We start from the raw sequence: 16,695 nt of genomic DNA, 5'->3' as shown, positions 1-16,695 counted from the left end.
TGCGGTAACAGGTGCTGCGAGCGCAGCACCCAGTCAGGTTTGCCGGGCAAGCCAATCCTGGATATGTATCACCGCTTCACGCAATGGCTCTTCAAGCTGCAAGCTGCCAGCTAGTGTGCCCCATAAGGCGGGATCGGCGCAATAGGTGCGGACCGGATCGGCGCTGTTTAGCATGGCGCGGGTGGTTGTTTCGTCGAAGACGCCATCTTGATAAGCATAAGGCAATTCATCGTTGGCCCAGCGTTGCAAGAACAGGAAGAATAGCGCCGGCAGGATCAAAGTGGCATGCGGCACGACGCCGCGCTCAATACATTCTTGTAGAGTCGGCACGATGAAGCCAGGGATCTTCGAGAAGCCGTCCGCAGCAACCCGTTGATTACTGTCCTGGATATTCGGATTGCCAAAGCGTTCCAGCACAACGTCGCGATAGTTCTCCAGGTTGAGCGGGCTCGGCGACAGGCAAGGGATGACATCTTGGGTGACATAGTCGTAAGCCATTTTGCGGATGTCAGCCCGAGCGCAACCTTCATGGATATAGTTCAGTCCGACCAATGTGCCGGCCCACGCGATGCAGCTGTGAGTGGCGTTGAGTATGCGGATCTTGGCTTCTTCATAAGGCAGCACCGATTGCACCATTTCGACGCCGACTTTTTCCAGAGGCGGACGTCCGGCGACAAAATTATCTTCAATCACCCATTGGATAAATGACTCTGCCATCAGCGCGCAGGGATCGGCCTGGCCGCAGGCTTGCGCCACGCGCGTCCGGACTTCTTCGGTGGGACGCGGCGTGATGCGATCGACCATCGAGTTGGGGCTGCTGGTGTGTTCTGCCACCCATTGCTGCAAATCGGTTTCGCCGCGTAATGCGAGAAACTGCAGCAGGCCGTCATGAAAACGTTCGCCGTTGTGGCGCAAGTTGTCGCAATTGAGCAGGGTGACCGGACCGCCGTTGGCAGCTGCGCGCGCGCGCAGGATGGCCGTCAGGGCGCCGTAGATCGTATTCAGTTCGCCTTGCAGGTCGGCGGCAAGATCGGGATTGCTGGTGTCCAGGCGGTGATGGTGATCTAGATAATAGCCACCTTCGGTGACGGTGAATGAAATTATCCTGGTGGCGTTTCTTGCGCCGAAGCTTGTCAATTCAAGCAGCGCTGCATCCCAGGGAACGATGGTCTTGATCGATCGAATCGTTTCGTAATTGCGCACACCGCCGGGCGTCACGGTCTCCAGCGTATATGCGCCGCCCTGGCGCTCCAGCGCATCCAGCAACGGTGTCATGTCATCGCGGATGTTAGCCAATGCGAGTGACCAGCCGGTGTCGCCGGCTTCCATCAGATGGTGCAGATATACGGCCTGGTGCGCGCGGTGAAAAGAACCTGCGCCGATGTGTAGCCAGATGTTGTCGGCAGGCTCGGCGGCGGAGGCGGAGGAAGTGGCTTGCATGGTGTGTCCTGAATAAATAAAATTTTATGCCGTCTGCGAAGCAGCCTGTTGCGCCTGGCCCGTCGCCGCGTGCGGGGCGGAGGCCGTCGAATCCAGTCGGCGCAAGGCGCGGCCGCTTTGATCGAACAGGTGGCAGCGCTGCGGATCGGCGGACACTCCGATTTCGCTGCCGCGCTGCATGCTCACGGTGTCGGCCACGCGCAGTACCAGTGGTTCGTCGGACAGTGTGGAGTCAGCGTACAGATAGGAAAAATCGCCGAGTGCTTCGAGCACCGTGAATTTTGCCTTCAGCATCGGATTGTGCGGATCAAGCATCAGGTGTTCCGCGCGCACGCCGATGCTGACGGGAGCGCCGATCTGCAAGCTGCTGCCATCAACCGCAACCGATTGCCTGCCGCCGCTGGCTAGTTCAACCAGCACGCCGTAATTAGCGATGGCAGCTACTGTGCCATCGATGAAATTCATTTTTGGCGAGCCGATAAAACCTGCCACAAACCGATTCGCCGGATGATGATAAAGCTGCTGCGGCGAGCCGACTTGTTCGACCCTTCCAGCAGACAGCACTACGATCTTGTCGGCCAGCGTCATGGCTTCGATCTGGTCGTGAGTGACGTAGATCATGGTGGTCTTGAGTTGGTCGTGCAGTCGTGAAAATTCGAGACGCATCTTGACCCGCAGGGCAGAATCCAGGTTGGACAAAGGTTCGTCGAACAGGAACACGCTCGGTTCACGCGTAATGGCGCGGCCGATGGCTACCCGCTGACGCTGGCCGCCCGACAAGGCCTTCGGCTTGCGGTCCAGCAGATGATCGATGTGCAAGGTCTTGGCGGCACGCTGGACCGCGGTGTCGATCTCGGCCTTAGATTTGCCGGCGATCTTGAGGCCGAAAGCCATGTTGTCGTACAGCGTCATGTGTGGATACAGTGCATACGACTGGAACACCATCGCAATGCCGCGCTTGGCTGGCGGCACATCGTTCATGCGGGCGTCGCCGATGAACAGGTCGCCGCTGCTGATATCTTCCAGGCCGGCGATCATGCGCAGCAAAGTGGATTTGCCACAGCCGCTGGGACCGACGAAGACGACGAATTCGCCGTCTTCGATGTCGAGATTGATGTCGCGCATGACTTCATTATCATCGTAGCTCTTGATGAGATTTCTGATCGTTACGCCTGCCATGATGGTCTCCTTCTGTTTTCTTCGTGGATCGCCGCCGCGGGTTACGGAAGGTGGCGACTCAATGTAAATGTGTGGAATTACGCCGTCTGTCTGCCGAGCAGTTCCGCCAGCTGTTGCATGTCGTCGAATATCCATTCGGCGCCGGCTGCCAGCAATCTTGCGCCGGCGCGTGTGCGATCGTGCGCTACACCGATAAAACCGATGACCCGGATGCCGGCGGCAACTGCGGAACGGACGCCGGTGACGCTGTCGTCAATCGCGATGCATTGTTGTGGCGATACGCCAAAGCCGGCAGCTGCGGCCAGGTAGACGTCGGGCGCCGGCTTGGGATTGCCGATCTCATAGCCGCTATGGATGTGGCCTTCGAACTGCTCTAGCAAGTCACAGCGACGCAAGCCCGCGCGGATACGATCCAGGCTACTGTTGCTGGCCACCGCCTTGGGTAACGGGATTGCTGCCAGCGCTTGCCTGACACCAGGCACAGGATTGACTTCCTCGCTGCAGGCACGGCTGACAAACAGGTTGATCGCGCTATAGTCCGCCGGGGCCAGCTCTAACTTGAACTCGTGATTGATTTCATCCAGCAGCTGATCGGTCATCATTCCCAGCCGTTCGGCAATTGCGCTATGCAATGCGGGGCCGGCATGCGGTATCGAAGGCGACAAATACGGCGTCAGCTGGCGATGCAGCACACTGAGGGCGATGCTTTCGCTATCCAGCAATACGCCGTCGCAATCGCAGATGAGATGGCTGATGTGGGTAGTCATCGCGTTATCCATTGAATCCGTCATTTCACTGCGCCAAAGGTAAGGCCGCGCACCAGCTGTTTTTGCGCCAGCCAGCCGAGCACCATGATCGGCGCTATCGCCAGCAGCGAGGCGGCTGACAGCTTGGCCCAGAACAGACCCTCCGGGTTCGAGTAAGAGGCGATGAATACGGTCAGCGGCGCACCGCTGACGCTGGTCAGGTTGATGCTCCAGAATGCTTCATTCCACGACAGGATAATCAGCAGCAGGCCGGTCGAGACCAGCCCCGGCATGGAGGTCGGCAGCAGCAGGTACGCCATTTCCTGCCAGGCGTTGGCGCCGTCGATCCGTGCCGCTTCGAGGATTTCCTTTGGCACGTCGTTGAAGTAGGTGAACGCCATCCAGACCGCAATCGGCAGGTTGATCAAAGTGTAGATGATGGTCAGCCCGGTTACCGTATCGAGCAGGCCGGTATTCTTGGCCAGCAGATAGATCGGAATCAGTACGCCTACCGCGGGCATCATCTTGGTCGACAGCATCCATAGCAACAGTTTCTGGGTGCGGGCGGTAGGGAAAAATGCCATCGCATACGCTGCCGGCACCGCGATCAGCAATGCCAGCGCGGTAGAACCCAGCGAGACGATCAGCGAATTCACGACAAAGTCCATGTAGTTACTGCGCGCCATCACTTCATGGAAGCTTTCCAGCGTTGGCCAGAAAATCAAGGTCGGCACATAGGCCTGGTGTTCGGTCTTGAAGGCAGTGATCGCAACCCAGAAGATAGGAAAAAACAGGACGATGGCGCAAGCCCACGCTACCAGTCCCAGCCACAGCCGGTTCTTATTTTTTGCGTTCATTTTTCGTTCGCTCCTTTCAGGTTCTTGGCCATCATCCGTACCAGGAAGAACGACACAATATTGGCCAGGATCACGGCGATGATGCCGCCGGCCGAGGCGATGCCGATGTCGAACTGCTGCAAGCCGATCGAATACACCAGGTACGCCAGATTGGTAGTCGCGGTGCCAGGACCGCCGGCAGTGGTGGTGAAGATTTCGGCAAAGATCGATAGCAGGAAAATCGTTTCAATCATGATGACCACCGTGATCGCCCGCTTGAGATGCGGCAGCACCACATACCAGAACACACGGATCGGTCCGGCGCCATCCAGTTGCGCCGCTTCTTTCTGTTCCATATCCAGCGATTGCAGCGCCGTCAACAGGATCAGGAAGGCGAATGGAATCCATTGCCAGGCGACGATCATGATCACCGACAGCATCGGATATTCGGCCAGCCAGTCGATCGGCTCCAGGCCGAGCAGGCGCATGGCCCATGCCAGCAGGCCGTACACCGGATGCAGGATCATGTTTTTCCAGATCAGGGCGGCGACGGTAGGCATAACGAAGAACGGTCCGATCACCAGCAGACGGGCGATGCCGCGGCCGAAAAACGGCTGGTCGAACAGCACCGCCAGCAGCGTGCCGGAGACCACACTGATAACCAGCACCGAACCGATCAGAACCAGCGTATTGAGGATCGACGGCCAGAACGCCGGATCGTTGAGCAGGAAGGCATAGTTGTCCAGCCCGACAAAGCCGGTTACATCCGGCATCATCAAGTTATACCGGATGACCGAGAAGTACAGCGTCATTGCCAGCGGCACGATCATCCACAGCAGCAACAAGAAGACCGAGGGTGTTTGCAGCAACCTTACCGGCTTGAATTTGCTGGCGTTTGGCCGCACCGGTACGGCCGCGTTTGCGATCTGGGCGGAAGGAGTCGACATGATGAATTACCTCTTACGTTTTTGCGCGCCGATAGACGGGATGGCCAGGGTGGACACAAGGCGCCCACCCTACGGAGCATTACCAGCGGCGTATTACTTGATGTAGCGTCCCTGACGCATCACCCGGTCCGCTTGCGCCTGCGATGTCTGCAATGCAGCTTCGACGGTCGACTTGCCAGCCAGCGCGCCGGCAATTGCCTGGCCGACTACCGTGCCCAGCGACTGGAACTCGGGAATCGTCACGAACTGGATGCCGGTGTAAGGCACTTTTTGCAAGGTCGCATCTTTGGTGTCGGCCGACTGGATCGCGTTTAGCACGAAGTCGGAATACGGCGCCGCCTTTTTATATTCGGGCGAAGCGTAGGTCGACATGCGGGTGCCAGGAGGCACCAGCCCCCAGCCTTTTTCCTTGGCGACCAGTTGCACGTATTCCTTGGAAGTCGCCCAGGCGGCAAATTTCTTGGCAGCGTCCTGCGATTTCGACGATTTCGGAATCGCTAGCGACCAGATCCACAACCAGTGCGAGCCTTTAGGCGTGACCGCCACCGGTGACGGCGCAAATGCGACCTTGCCGACTACCTTCGATTCCTTGCTGCTGTAGATCATGCCGGCCGCCACGGTAGCGTCGATCCACATACCGCATTTGCCGCTGGAGAACAGCACCAGGTTTTCGTTGAAGCCGTTGGAGGTGGCGCCGGCGGGACCGTATTTGCGCAGCAGGTCGACATAGGTGGTGACCGCATTTTTCCACTCGGGAGAATTGAGTTGCGGCTGCCATTTTTCATCGAACCAGCGGGCGCCGAAAGTGTTCACCATGGTACCGACCAGCGCCATGTTCTCGCCCCATCCGGCGCGGCCACGCAAGCAGATGCCGGCGATGCCGTTTTGCTTGTCGGTCAGCTTTTCAGCGAAACCGGCGATATCCTGGAAGGTTGGATGCTCAGGCATTTTCAAGCCCTTTTCCGCAAACAGGTCTTTGCGGTAATAGGTCATCGAGCTTTCGGCATAGAACGGCAGTGCGTACAACTTGCCGCCTTCGGTCAGGCCTTCACGTACGGTCTTGATCAGGTCGGCTTCGTCGTAGCTGGCAGGCAAGCCTTCCATCGGCGCCAGCCAGCCTTTCTTGGCCCAGATCGGCGCTTCATATGCGCCGATAGTCATCAGGTCGAACTGGCCGCTGCCGGTGGCGATGTCGGTGGTAACCCGCTGCCGCAGCACGTTTTCTTCCAGTACCACCCAGCGCAACTTGATGTCGGGGTTGGCTGCTTCGAAATTCGATGAGAGTTTTTGCAGTTCGATCATGTCCGGATTGTTGATCGTCGCGATGTTGACGGTAGTCGGTGCGGCCCAGGCGCTGCTGCAGAGCATCGCTATCGAGATAAGGCTGAACGGCGCCAGGACCGCTGAAAGCGAACTGGCACGAATGCTGCGACGTTTCATGTTTGTCTCCATGGTTGGAATGATCAATACGCCATGCCGACTTGCGCGGCTTCGCGTTATCACTTTCTCAGATGGCAATTAACGCTCGGTTGCCATCGGGAAAATTATTTAACGTTGTCTTTTGATTTGTATTTTTGTATGCTTGTTTCAAATATTGAGCAAAAGACTTTTCGTTGAGCAAATAATCATCCATGAATCAATGCGTGTCAAGATTTTGTTCTGCTGCGCTGCACTATCTGGGACAATTCCCGGGTCGAATGCCAAAAAAACAGGATAGTGGCGACGCTGGCGATGCATGTTGTGGAGACGGGTGCCGAGCGATCCATGCCGCAAAAAAGGAAATCAGATGGCATCAAGAAATGAAAAGCTGGATCTCGCTGCGCGTGCGGCGTGGATGTATTACGTGGCTGGCAATACGCAAAATGAAATCGCCGATCACCTTGGCATTTCGCGCCAGATGGCGCAGCGGCTGGTGGCTTATGCGCGCGAATCGGGACTGGTCAAGGTGCGGGTTGAGCATCCGGTGTCGACTTGCCTGGAACTGGCGGCGGCGTTGCAGCAGCGCTACGGCCTTGAGCAATGCCATGTGGTGCCGAGCGAAGGTGCGGGCGGCAGCGTGGTCGACGAGGCCGGGGTGCAGCAGATGCTGGCGGTGGTGGGGGCTGAGGTGATGGAGCGCTATCTGCAGCAGGAGACGCCGCTGGTGGTGAATGTCGGGTCGGGGCGGACTTTGAAGGCGGTGCTGGAGGCGGTTACTGAAATGGAGCGGCCGCAGCATCGGATCGTTTCGATGGTGGGGGCGATTGCTGCTGATGGTTCGTCGAACCGTTATGACGTGGCGCTTACGGCTGCCGATAAAATCCAGGCGCGTTTCTTTTTCTTGCCGGCGCCGCTGGTGGCTGACAGTGCCGAGGATATGCGGCAGTGGTGTAATCATCGGGTGTATCGGATCGTTGCAGATCTGGCGCAGCAGGCGGATGTGACCTTCATCGGAGTCGGCACGATTGCGCTTGGTTGTCCGATGCATGAGGATGGTTTCATTACGGCGGAAGAGGTTAAGCAGTTGCAGGGATACGGGGCGGTGGGGGAGATGATCGGGCATGCGATTGCCGGCGACGGTCGCCTGATTGCATCACCGCTTGAGGAGCGTGTCACCAGTTTGCCGCTGACTTCGCCGCCGACGCGGCCGGTGATCGGCATGGCTGGTGGCGTCAAGAAGGCGGAAGCGATTCGGGCGGTCTTGCGCGGAGGTTGGTGGTCGGGCTTGATCACCGACGAATACTGCGCACGCTACGCGCTACAAGACGATTAGTTAGCGGCCTACGGAGTGCGTGTCGTTACTTAAAACGTTCGCTACTCCGTGGATGCATGCCGGGGGCGGCCCGGCAGCCGCTCACTTTCTTTTGCTTCGCCAAAAGAAAGTAAGCAAAGAAAGGGCTGGAGCATCGCTCCTGCCAAAGCCATCACCTCCGCAGGAGGTCCCCAAATGTGTCACGTGCCAGTCGGGTGGGGAAACCAACTCGCTTCGCTCAAACATGTTCCCCCACAATTCCCGACTGACACGCGCCACATTTGGCAGCGTCCCCATGCGGACTTCAAAGTCAAAAGCCGCGTCAAAAACAATCGCACGCAGTTATTTAGGGTCAGAGTCAACTTTCGCAGGCTTTATCGCGAAACTTGACCCTAATTAACGAACCACGGAGCACATGCATTAGCATTCAACCGCTAAAAAATAACTCACGCGATTTCTATTCCCCGGAACGCTCGCGAAACTGCACCGGTTGCTCCACCGCGGCAGACCCAGAACCACATCCAGTAGAACAAGATCCGCACCCACTCCCACATCCTCCCGCCGCGGCCTCCGGCTGCAACCGCTTGCCAATCGCCCGCAACACTACCGGTCGAGAGCTCGCACTCAACGAGTCCGCCAATGCCGCCTGCCAGCGCTGACTGGTGGCCGGCATCAAACGACGGCACGCATAAATCAAACTGGCAATCACTGCCAAGCCAATCACAATGGCCTGGATTACGAGAAATGGCGTCATGTCAGGAACTTCGTAATTTGATAGGTAAGGAAAGCGGCAAGGTAGGCCAGGCCGAACAGGTAGGTGGTGGCGAAAGCGACTATTTTCCAGGAGTTGGTTTCGCGGCGCATCACTGCCAGCGTCGACATGCATTGCGGGGCAAACACATACCAGGCTAGCAGCGCCAGCGCAGTTGCCAGCGACCATTGATGGGCTATCACCGGGCCCAGTTGCGACGCAATCATGTCTTCGCTGCCGGACATGGCGTACACGGTTCCCAGCGCCGATACGGCGACTTCGCGTGCGGCCATGCCGGGTACCAGTGCAATGCAGATCTGCCAGTTAAAACCGATAGGGGCAAAGACGTATTCGAGCAGATGGCCGATCCTGCCGGCCAGGCTGTAATCGATGGCGGGCATGGTCGCCCCTGCCGGCGGGCCGGGGAAGGTCGACAGGAACCACAACAGCACGGTGAGCGCCAGGATGATGGTGGTGACCCGGCGTAAGAATATCAACGCCCGTTCCCACAGGCCGATGGCGATGTTGCGCGCGCCGGGCAGGCGGTAGGATGGCAATTCCATCAGCAATGCGTGCTCGCTCTTGTCCTTGCGCACGCGCTTGATGACCCAGGATACCGCCAACGCGCTGACGATGCCGGCCACATACAGCACGAACAGGACAATGCCTTGCATATTGAACAGGCCCCAGACGCTTGTGTTCGGGATGAAGGCGGCGATCAGCAAGGTGTACACCGGCAGCCGTGCCGAGCAAGTCATCAGCGGTGCTACCAGGATGGTGGTCAGGCGGTCGCGTGGGTCCTGGATGCTGCGGGTGGCCATGATGCCGGGAATCGCACAGGCGAAACTCGACAGTAGCGGAATGAACGAACGGCCGGTGAGGCCGGCTTTGAACATCATGCGGTCAAGCAGGAAGGCGGCGCGCGGCAGATAGCCGGATTCTTCCAGCACCAGGATAAAGAAAAACAGGATCAGGATTTGCGGCAGGAATACCAGCACGGTGCCGAGGCCGCCGAAGATGCCGTCGCTGATCAGGCTGCGCAGCAGGCTTTCCGGCATCGCGCCGGCAACCCAGGCGCCGACCGCGCCGACGCCGGCCTGGATAGCCGCCATCAGCGGTTGTGCCCAGGAAAAAACTGCCTGGAAAATAAAGAACATGATGGCCGCCAGCAGTGTTAGTCCGAAGACCGGATGTAATACCCAGCGATCGATCATGTCGTCGATCATCGACGTGTTGCGCGGCATGGTGACTGCTGCCGCCAGCATACTGCGCACTTGCGCATGCAAGTCGTCGTCGACGCCGCTGGCCGTTGGCGCCGGCGCTGTTGCAGCAGCCTGGTCCAGATGCCGGATAAGTTCGCTTGCGCCGCCACTGCGTACTGCCACGGTTTCGATCACCGGAATGCCGAGGCGGCGTTCCAGCTCTTCGCGGTCGATCGCGATGCCGCGTTTGCGGGCGGCATCCATCATGTTCAATGCCAGCACCATGGGCCGGCCCAGCCGTTTGACTTCCAATACAAAACGCAAATGCAAACGCAGATTGGTTGCATCGGCGACGCAGACCACCAGATCCGGCAACGCTTCCCCGGGCATTTGGCCCAGGCATACTTTGCGGGTAATCATCTCGTCCGGGCTGGTCGCTTCCAGGCTATACGCACCGGGCAAGTCGAGTAATTGGAATAGCCGTCCGGAAGGGGCGGTGAAGCGACCTTCCTTGCGTTCTACCGTGACGCCGGCGTAGTTCGCCACTTTCTGGCGGCTTCCGGTTAACTGGTTGAACAGGGCGGTCTTACCGCAGTTTGGGTTACCGACCAAGGCGATGCGGAGGGAGGATGCGCTAGACATGAGGCTATGTATGGGGATGAGCTGGAGGCTGAAATTCAGGAAGCGGGATTGACATGGACCCGGTGCGCTTCGGCGCGGCGCAGGGCGAAACGCGTGAAGCCGATTTGTATCATCAGCGGATCGGCGCCAACCGGTCCGCGCGCTACCAGGCTCACTGCTTCTCCCTGGACAAAGCCCAGTTCGCGCAAGCGGTTGGCAATCGGGTCTAGTTCCAACGCGTCTTCCACGTATTCGATCACTGCAGGGGTGAACGGGGTCAAGTCACAAAGTCTCATAAGCAAGCCATAAATAAGCCATAAACCAGCATGATCAATAATGATTCTCATTATATCGGATAGCGCCTTATTGTTTTCCCGGCCGGGGAAAATTGCATGGCTTGCTTGACAGTACACCCCCCTTTGCGTTTTACTTGGCGCAATTTTCCGCGCTGCAACAAATTTTATCGGCTATTTTCGGTAGCGCTACCATCTGGCATGTCAAATTTGCAATGGATTTGCAACATTCATCAACTTTATCTAAACGAATAATCGGATTTCGCATGCGCCTTCATAAATCACTTGCCCTGTCAGCGCTGTTGTTGACTGCCGCTTTTTGTCACGCTGAAACGGGCGTTACCGCCACCACCATCACCCTCGGCCAGTCGGCAGCCTTTACCGGTCCTGCCAAAGAACTGGGCAAGGGCATGAATGAAGGCGCGCAAGCGTATTTCGATCAGGTCAATGACAGCGGCGGCGTGTTCGGCAGAAAAATCATCCTTAAAACCAAGGATGACGGCTACGAGCCGGACCGGGCATTGGCGAATACCCGTCAATTCATCGAACAGGATGACGTACTTGCCCTGTTCGGCTACGTCGGTACGCCGACCTCGAATGCATCGATTCCAGCCGCGACCAAGGCTAAGCTGCCGTTCTTCGCGCCGTTTACCGGCGCCCAGTCGCTGCGCGAACCGTTCAACCGGAATATCTTCAACGTCCGCGCCAGTTACTTTGCCGAGACTGAAAAAATCGTACAGCAAATTACCACGTTGTCATTGAAGCGGATCGCTGTCTTTTATCAGAATGATGCCTACGGCAAGGCTGGCCTGGAGGGGGTGACCCGGGCGTTGAAGAAACGCGGCATCGAAGTGGTCGGGTTAGGCACGGTGGAACGCAATAGCGTGGACGTCAGCGACGCCGTCGCCAAGATCCGGAAAAGCAATCCGCAGACGGTCATCATGGTGTCGGCTTACAATTCCAGCGCCGCCTTTATCAAGGCGATGATAGCCGCCGGCAGTCCGCCATCGTTCTGGAACATCTCGTTCGTCGGCAGCCAGCAACTGGTGAATGCACTTGGCAAGGACGCCAGCGGCGTGCAGATCGCGCAAGTGATGCCGGCGCCTTGGGATGAAGTCAATGCCATCGTCAAGGAATACCGCAAGTACTACCTGCAAAACGGCAAGAGAGAGTGGGATTACGTCAGCATGGAAGGTTTTATTGCCGCCAAGGTCATGGTGGAAGGCCTCAAACGCGCTGGCAGTAATTTGTCGCGCGATAGTTTGATCAAGGCATTGGAAACCCTGAACCATTATGACGCCGGTGGCTATTTTGTGACCTTCAGCCCGAGCAATCACAATGGTTCAGAGTTCGTCGACCTGACGATGGTAGCCAAGAGCGGCAGATTCTTGCATTGAACTATCCGAACTATCGGGATTATCCAAATGCCGCCATCACCACGTGTTTGATTTCCTGAAACGCGTGTAAGCCCCAAGGTCCCAGCTCGCGGCCTATGCTGCTTTTCTTCATGCCGCCCCATGAGGTTTGCGGGAAAATCACCTGCGGGCTGTTGACCCACACCAGGCCTACGTCCAACGCCGCCGACACGCGGCTGGCGCGTTCGCGGTCCGAGGTTAGTACGGTCGCCACCAGGCCGTATTCGCTTCGATTGGCGATCGCAATTGCTTCCTGCTCGCTGTCGAAGGTATTGATGCACAGGACCGGGCCGAAGATTTCTTCGCACCACAAAGGGCTGTCGAAGGGCACATCTGCAAAGATCGTCGGTGCTACAAAATATCCCCTGGAGATAGCTGGCTGACGACCACCGCCAGTGACTACGTTAAGTCCCGCGTTCAGTCCCTGCTGAATATATTGCTGTACTTTCCGATATTGCTGGCGACTGCTCAAGGGGCCCATCTGGGTAGCTGGATCCATCGGATCGCCGACCTTGATGGATTCGACACGCTGCTTGAGGCGTGCAGTGAAATCCTCTGCAATGCTGCGTTCAATCAGCAGGCGTGAGGTTGCCGAGCACATTTGCCCGGCGTTGAAAAATATCCCGCCGCAGACGATGTCGAGCGCCTGTTCGATATCTGCATCGGCAAACATCAGCGCCGCCGATTTTCCGCCCAACTCCAGGCTGACGCGTTTGAGATCGTCCGCGGCGGCTCTCATCACTGTCTGGCCGACGGCGGTGCTGCCGGTGAAAGAGACTTTACGTACGGCCGGATGGGAAACCAGCGCGGCGCCGACTTCGGCGCCGCTACCGGTGATCAGATTGAAGACGCCGGCCGGCAATCCGGCTTGATCGATTATCGCAGCCAGCGCCAGCTCTGGTAACGGCGTGATTTCGGACGGCTTGAGCACTACCGTGCAGCCTGCCGCTAATGCCGGTGCGACTTTCCATGCGGTGGTTACCATAGGAAAATTCCAAGGTACGATCAAGGCCGCGACACCACACGGCTCACGCCGCAGCGTCGCCGTAAAGTCATCGCTGGGCAGGATGACCGGTTGATCTTGATGCGTGTCGAGTTGCTCGGCCAGTTCGGCGTAATAGTTGAAGGTGGCGACTACATCGCCGATATCGATCAGCGATTCGCTCAGGGGTTTGCCATTGTTGGCGGTTTGCAGGCGAGCCAGCTGCTCCTGCTGTTCCAGCACTCCGCTGGCAATTGCACGTAAGCAGGCGGCGCGTTCAACGCCGGTACTTTTTCCCCATGCCGCCTGCGCCGCAGCGGCTGCCGCGACGGCATCGTCGACATCCTGCGCTGCGCCGACAGCGACCTCGGCTAGTGCCGCTTCGGTGGCGGGATTGAATACCGTTTCCATCCGGCCGGACCGTGCATCGCACCAACGACCCGCAATATAGAGTTGATGCGGCTGATGCAGTTGATTGTGCGCCATCATTGCTCCCGCCCGGTCCACTCGATTTCTGAAATTTCAATCACGGTTGGCGTGCTGGCTGACCTCGCCAGTTGCAAGGCGCTGGCCAGCTCCGTTGCTGTTGCCACGTGTTGAGCTGCGCAGCCGAAGCCGCGTGCAATCGCAATGAAATCCGGCGTGTAGATATCGACGCCAACCGGTTCGATGGCGCGGTTCTGCATGTATTTCTTGATTTCCCCATAGCCGCTGTTATTCCATAGCAGGATGATCACCGGCACGCCGGCTTCCACCGCACTGGCCAGTTCCGGTAAGGTAAATTGCAAGCCGCCGTCGCCGATCAGGCATATCACCGGTGTGCCGGCAGTGGCGAGTTTGGCGCCGATTGCAGCCGGCAATGCATAACCGAGCGTGCCGTATCCGGTCGATGAGTTGAACCAGCTGCGCGGAGTGCGCGCATCGAAGGTGATATTGCCGGTATATACCGGCTGGGTAGAGTCGCCGACATAGATCGCATCCGGCAGCGTGCTCGCCACCACTTTTAGCATGCGATGCTGCATGCGCGCCGCGTGATCGAGGCTGGAATCGATTTCGCATCGCAAAGCGGCAACCCGTTTTCCGCCCCAAGAGACATCGGGACGGAGCGCATGCAAAAGCGGTTCGGGTTGTAACGACAATTGCTGCAACAAGCCTTGCAACGCGCTGCCGGTATCGGACAGCAGGGCCAGCGTGGCGGGATAGTTGCGCGCCAGTTGCTGCGCATCGATGTCGATGCGGATCAGTTTTCCAGGAATGCGGAAGCCGCCGTCGAATACGGTGTCGTAGTCGGTTTCGCCGAGCTCGGTGCCGACCGCCAGCACCACATCGGCTTCACACACCAGGGCGCGCGTTGCCGCTGTAGATTGGGTCGAGCCGAGTAACAGCGGATGCTGCGGCGGCAGCAGACCTTTGGCATTGATGGTGAGCGCCGTCGGCGCCTGCAAACGTTCTGCCAGTTGCTGCAATTCGATACCGGCATTGACGGCGCCGCCGCCGGCCAGGATCAAGGGCCGCCTGGCTTGGCGCAGCATGGCAGCAGCTTCGGCTATGCTGCGCGGATCGGCGCAGGGTTTGGAGGTGCGGGCCGGCATGGCGGTAGACAGATGCGCGGCAGGGGCGACAATCACATCCAGCGGGATTTCAATATGCACCGGTCGCGGGCGGGCGCTGTCGAACACGGCAAAAGCGCGCGCCAATACGGCAGGAAGTTCATCGGCGCTCATCAGCGTATGCGAGAATGCAGTCATGCCGGCAAACACGCCACGTTGTGACGGCAACTCATGCAGCATGCCGTTGCCATTGCCCAGATGCCGACGGGCGTTGACACTGGAAATCACCAGCATCGGAATCGAATCGGCGTAGGCTTGCGCCATGGCGGTAGCGATATTGGTCATGCCGGGGCCTGTGATGATGAAGCAGACGCCGGGTTTGCCACTGACCCGCGCATAGCCGTCGGCCATGAAGCCGGCGCCTTGTTCGTGGCGCGGCGTGATGTGGCGCATGCTCGAGCGTGCCAGCCCGCGGTACAGCTCAACGGTATGGACGCCGGGAATGCCGAACACCAGTTCGACGCCATAGTTTTCCAGCAGCTTGACCAGCACTTCGCCGCAAGTTGCAGCAGCAGGTGCGATCGTCAGTGATGCAGATGCGCCGGCGTCAGTGGCGACGGTTTTGTCAATCTCAGTAATCTCGAGTCGTTTCATTTTGTTTTAGCGATTGGTCTTGCGTTGATGTTGGCGTTCCAGCTTGCGTGCATACCAGGTCAGTGGAAAGCACATGGCGAAATACAACAGGGCCACCATCCCGTAAATCGGGAAAGGGCGGAAAGTGGAATTGGTAAGCATGTTGCCGACCTTGGTCAGTTCGATCAGGCCGATGATGGAAGTCAGGGCGGTGCTCTTAACCACCTGCACCAAAAAGCCTACCGTCGGTGCGATGGCAATCCGCAATGCTTGCGGCAGCACGATTTCACGCAGCTGCTGCGTGTAAGTCATGCCGAGGCTGGCGCCCGCATGCCATTGGCCGCGGGGAATAGCCGCGACGCAGCCGCCCCAGATCTCCGCCAGGTAGGCGCTGGTATACAGCGTCAGCGTGAAGCTGGCCGCCAGCCATGGCGAGACGTCGATGCCAAATAGCGGCAACCCGAAGAACACCATGAACAATTGCATCAGCAATGGCGTTCCCTGGATTATTTCTATGTACAAGTCGATGACTGCAGTGAGCTGGCGCTGGCCGACCAGCCGCAGGCCGAGCAACAGCAAGCCGCATGCGCCGCCACCGGCAAATGCGATCAGCGCTAGCAATACCGTCCAGCGTGCGGCCAACATCAAGTTACCGGCCATGCCCCATAAAGTGAACTCCATCATCGCTGCCGTCCTGCAAAAAGTCCGCGCGCCATGCGGTTCATCAGGCGTCGCAATACAATCGCCAGCACCAGGTAGATGACGGTGATCACCAGGTAGATTTCAAAGGAACGGAAATTACGCGACTGGATATAGTTGGCGGCATAGGTCAGGTCGGTAACCGAAATCTGCGACACGACGGCCGAGCCAAGCATCACGATCAGCACCTGGCAGGCCAGCGCCGGGAATACCGTAGCCAGCGCTTGCGGCAATATGACGGAGCGGAACGCCTGCCGTTGCGTCAACCCGATCGCCAGCGCCGCCTGATATTGTCCGCGCGATACGGCTTCAATTCCGGCACGTACGATTTCGATAGCGTAGGCGCCCAGATTGATCGTCATCGCCAGCAATGCCGCTTCCATTTCGTTGATCTGCACGCCGAGGCCTGGCAAACCAAAGAAGATGAAGAACAACTGCACAATAAACGGCGTGTTGCGAATCAACTCGACATAGGTGGCAATCGCGCCGCGGACAGCCTTTCCGCCTTTCCATTGCAAGGCAGCGCCGCCGATGCCGATCACGGCACCGAGAAAAGTGGCGACCGCGGTCAGGCCAAGCGTGATCGCAATACCGTGCACGATCATGCCGGCGTATTGTTGCAGATCGCTGAAGTCGAACGCATAAGTCATGCTGATTGCCTTCCTATGTC

General features: G+C 58.2%; 15 protein-coding genes. 2 read left to right on the top strand and 13 right to left on the bottom strand.

The genetic code is table 11. The features are described 5' to 3' along the window. Positions 1–33 precede the first annotated feature (33 nt). The 6 genes from dalD to BM205_RS06500 form a co-directional block, all read right to left on the bottom strand. Positions 34–1,440, bottom strand: coding sequence for a D-arabinitol 4-dehydrogenase (gene dalD / locus BM205_RS06525; RefSeq protein ID WP_092413674.1), 1,407 nt, complete (start codon positions 1,438–1,440; stop codon positions 34–36). Between the two features lie 24 nt (positions 1,441–1,464). After that, complete coding sequence (locus tag BM205_RS06520) at positions 1,465–2,619, bottom strand: ABC transporter ATP-binding protein (protein ID WP_092413672.1); 1,155 nt, start codon at positions 2,617–2,619, stop codon at positions 1,465–1,467. Between the two features lie 77 nt (positions 2,620–2,696). Next, entirely contained in the window at positions 2,697–3,386 is a 690-nt protein-coding gene (locus tag BM205_RS06515) for an HAD family hydrolase (RefSeq protein WP_092413803.1), read from the bottom strand. A 20-nt stretch (positions 3,387–3,406) separates the two neighbouring features. After that, entirely contained in the window at positions 3,407–4,222 is an 816-nt protein-coding gene (locus tag BM205_RS06510; RefSeq protein ID WP_092413670.1) for a carbohydrate ABC transporter permease, read from the bottom strand. Continuing rightward, complete coding sequence (locus BM205_RS06505; RefSeq protein WP_092413669.1) at positions 4,219–5,148, bottom strand: carbohydrate ABC transporter permease; 930 nt, start codon at positions 5,146–5,148, stop codon at positions 4,219–4,221. Before BM205_RS06505 ends, BM205_RS06510 begins: the two co-directional genes overlap by 4 nt. A gap of 93 nt (positions 5,149–5,241) precedes the next feature. Continuing rightward, positions 5,242–6,516, bottom strand: a complete 1,275-nt coding sequence (locus BM205_RS06500) for an ABC transporter substrate-binding protein (protein ID WP_175511192.1) — start codon at positions 6,514–6,516, stop codon at positions 5,242–5,244. A gap of 418 nt (positions 6,517–6,934) precedes the next feature. On the opposite strand from BM205_RS06500, the gene BM205_RS06495 reads away from it, so the two are divergent. Beyond that, positions 6,935–7,900, top strand: a complete 966-nt coding sequence (locus tag BM205_RS06495; protein WP_092413665.1) for a sugar-binding transcriptional regulator — start codon at positions 6,935–6,937, stop codon at positions 7,898–7,900. 436 nt (positions 7,901–8,336) lie between these two features. Here the strand turns inward: BM205_RS06495 and BM205_RS24750 are convergent, their stop codons facing one another. Genes BM205_RS24750 through BM205_RS06480 form a run of 3 tightly spaced genes read right to left on the bottom strand, consistent with a single transcriptional unit; the run spans position 8,337 to position 10,749 of the window. Beyond that, positions 8,337–8,633, bottom strand: coding sequence for a DUF6587 family protein (locus BM205_RS24750; protein WP_092413663.1), 297 nt, complete (start codon positions 8,631–8,633; stop codon positions 8,337–8,339). After that, positions 8,630–10,474, bottom strand: a complete 1,845-nt coding sequence (locus BM205_RS06485; RefSeq protein WP_175511185.1) for a ferrous iron transporter B — start codon at positions 10,472–10,474, stop codon at positions 8,630–8,632. Before BM205_RS06485 ends, BM205_RS24750 begins: the two co-directional genes overlap by 4 nt. Before the next feature lie 35 nt (positions 10,475–10,509). Further along, positions 10,510–10,749: a FeoA family protein gene (locus tag BM205_RS06480; protein WP_092413802.1), complete on the bottom strand. Its 240-nt coding sequence runs from the start codon at positions 10,747–10,749 to the stop codon at positions 10,510–10,512. Between the two features lie 263 nt (positions 10,750–11,012). Here BM205_RS06480 and BM205_RS06475 point away from each other — a divergent pair, with 263 nt between their 5' ends. After that, positions 11,013–12,143: an ABC transporter substrate-binding protein gene (locus BM205_RS06475; protein WP_092413801.1), complete on the top strand. Its 1,131-nt coding sequence runs from the start codon at positions 11,013–11,015 to the stop codon at positions 12,141–12,143. A gap of 19 nt (positions 12,144–12,162) precedes the next feature. Here BM205_RS06475 and BM205_RS06470 read toward each other — a convergent pair whose 3' ends face one another. Genes BM205_RS06470 through BM205_RS06455 form a run of 4 tightly spaced genes read right to left on the bottom strand, consistent with a single transcriptional unit; the run spans position 12,163 to position 16,675 of the window. Beyond that, complete coding sequence (locus BM205_RS06470; protein WP_254783771.1) at positions 12,163–13,629, bottom strand: aldehyde dehydrogenase family protein; 1,467 nt, start codon at positions 13,627–13,629, stop codon at positions 12,163–12,165. Continuing rightward, the gene (locus BM205_RS06465) at positions 13,629–15,347 is read right to left on the bottom strand and encodes a 5-guanidino-2-oxopentanoate decarboxylase (protein WP_092413658.1); all 1,719 of its coding nucleotides are present in this window, start codon (positions 15,345–15,347) and stop codon (positions 13,629–13,631) included. The genes BM205_RS06470 and BM205_RS06465 overlap by 1 nt, the downstream gene beginning before the upstream one ends. 6 nt (positions 15,348–15,353) lie before the next feature. Continuing rightward, positions 15,354–16,010 carry an amino acid ABC transporter permease gene (locus BM205_RS06460; RefSeq protein WP_092413656.1) on the bottom strand — a complete coding sequence of 219 codons (657 nt, stop codon included), beginning with the start codon at positions 16,008–16,010 and terminating at the stop codon, positions 15,354–15,356. Beyond that, positions 16,007–16,675 carry an amino acid ABC transporter permease gene (locus BM205_RS06455; RefSeq protein ID WP_092413654.1) on the bottom strand — a complete coding sequence of 223 codons (669 nt, stop codon included), beginning with the start codon at positions 16,673–16,675 and terminating at the stop codon, positions 16,007–16,009. Before BM205_RS06455 ends, BM205_RS06460 begins: the two co-directional genes overlap by 4 nt. Positions 16,676–16,695: the final 20 nt, after the last annotated feature.

Source organism: Collimonas sp. OK307 (assembly GCF_900113705.1).
Taxonomy (GTDB): Bacteria; Pseudomonadota; Gammaproteobacteria; order Burkholderiales; family Burkholderiaceae_D; genus Collimonas.
This window is presented reverse-complemented; position numbering and strand designations above follow the sequence as displayed.

Coding starts and splice junctions, on each gene's coding strand:
- BM205_RS06485 (WP_175511185.1), bottom strand. CDS start 10,474: ATGTCTAGCGCATCCTCCCTCCGCATCGCCTTGGTCGGTAACCCAAAC.
- BM205_RS06500 (WP_175511192.1), bottom strand. CDS start 6,516: ATGCTCTGCAGCAGCGCCTGGGCCGCACCGACTACCGTCAACATCGCG.
- BM205_RS06455 (WP_092413654.1), bottom strand. CDS start 16,675: ATGACTTATGCGTTCGACTTCAGCGATCTGCAACAATACGCCGGCATG.
- BM205_RS06460 (WP_092413656.1), bottom strand. CDS start 16,010: ATGATGGAGTTCACTTTATGGGGCATGGCCGGTAACTTGATGTTGGCC.
- BM205_RS06475 (WP_092413801.1), top strand. CDS start 11,013: ATGCGCCTTCATAAATCACTTGCCCTGTCAGCGCTGTTGTTGACTGCC.
- BM205_RS06515 (WP_092413803.1), bottom strand. CDS start 3,386: ATGACTACCCACATCAGCCATCTCATCTGCGATTGCGACGGCGTATTG.
- BM205_RS06480 (WP_092413802.1), bottom strand. CDS start 10,749: ATGAGACTTTGTGACTTGACCCCGTTCACCCCTGCAGTGATCGAATAC.
- BM205_RS06505 (WP_092413669.1), bottom strand. CDS start 5,148: ATGTCGACTCCTTCCGCCCAGATCGCAAACGCGGCCGTACCGGTGCGG.
- BM205_RS06465 (WP_092413658.1), bottom strand. CDS start 15,347: ATGAAACGACTCGAGATTACTGAGATTGACAAAACCGTCGCCACTGAC.
- dalD (WP_092413674.1), bottom strand. CDS start 1,440: ATGCAAGCCACTTCCTCCGCCTCCGCCGCCGAGCCTGCCGACAACATC.
- BM205_RS06495 (WP_092413665.1), top strand. CDS start 6,935: ATGGCATCAAGAAATGAAAAGCTGGATCTCGCTGCGCGTGCGGCGTGG.
- BM205_RS06470 (WP_254783771.1), bottom strand. CDS start 13,629: ATGGCGCACAATCAACTGCATCAGCCGCATCAACTCTATATTGCGGGT.
- BM205_RS06510 (WP_092413670.1), bottom strand. CDS start 4,222: ATGAACGCAAAAAATAAGAACCGGCTGTGGCTGGGACTGGTAGCGTGG.
- BM205_RS06520 (WP_092413672.1), bottom strand. CDS start 2,619: ATGGCAGGCGTAACGATCAGAAATCTCATCAAGAGCTACGATGATAAT.
- BM205_RS24750 (WP_092413663.1), bottom strand. CDS start 8,633: ATGACGCCATTTCTCGTAATCCAGGCCATTGTGATTGGCTTGGCAGTG.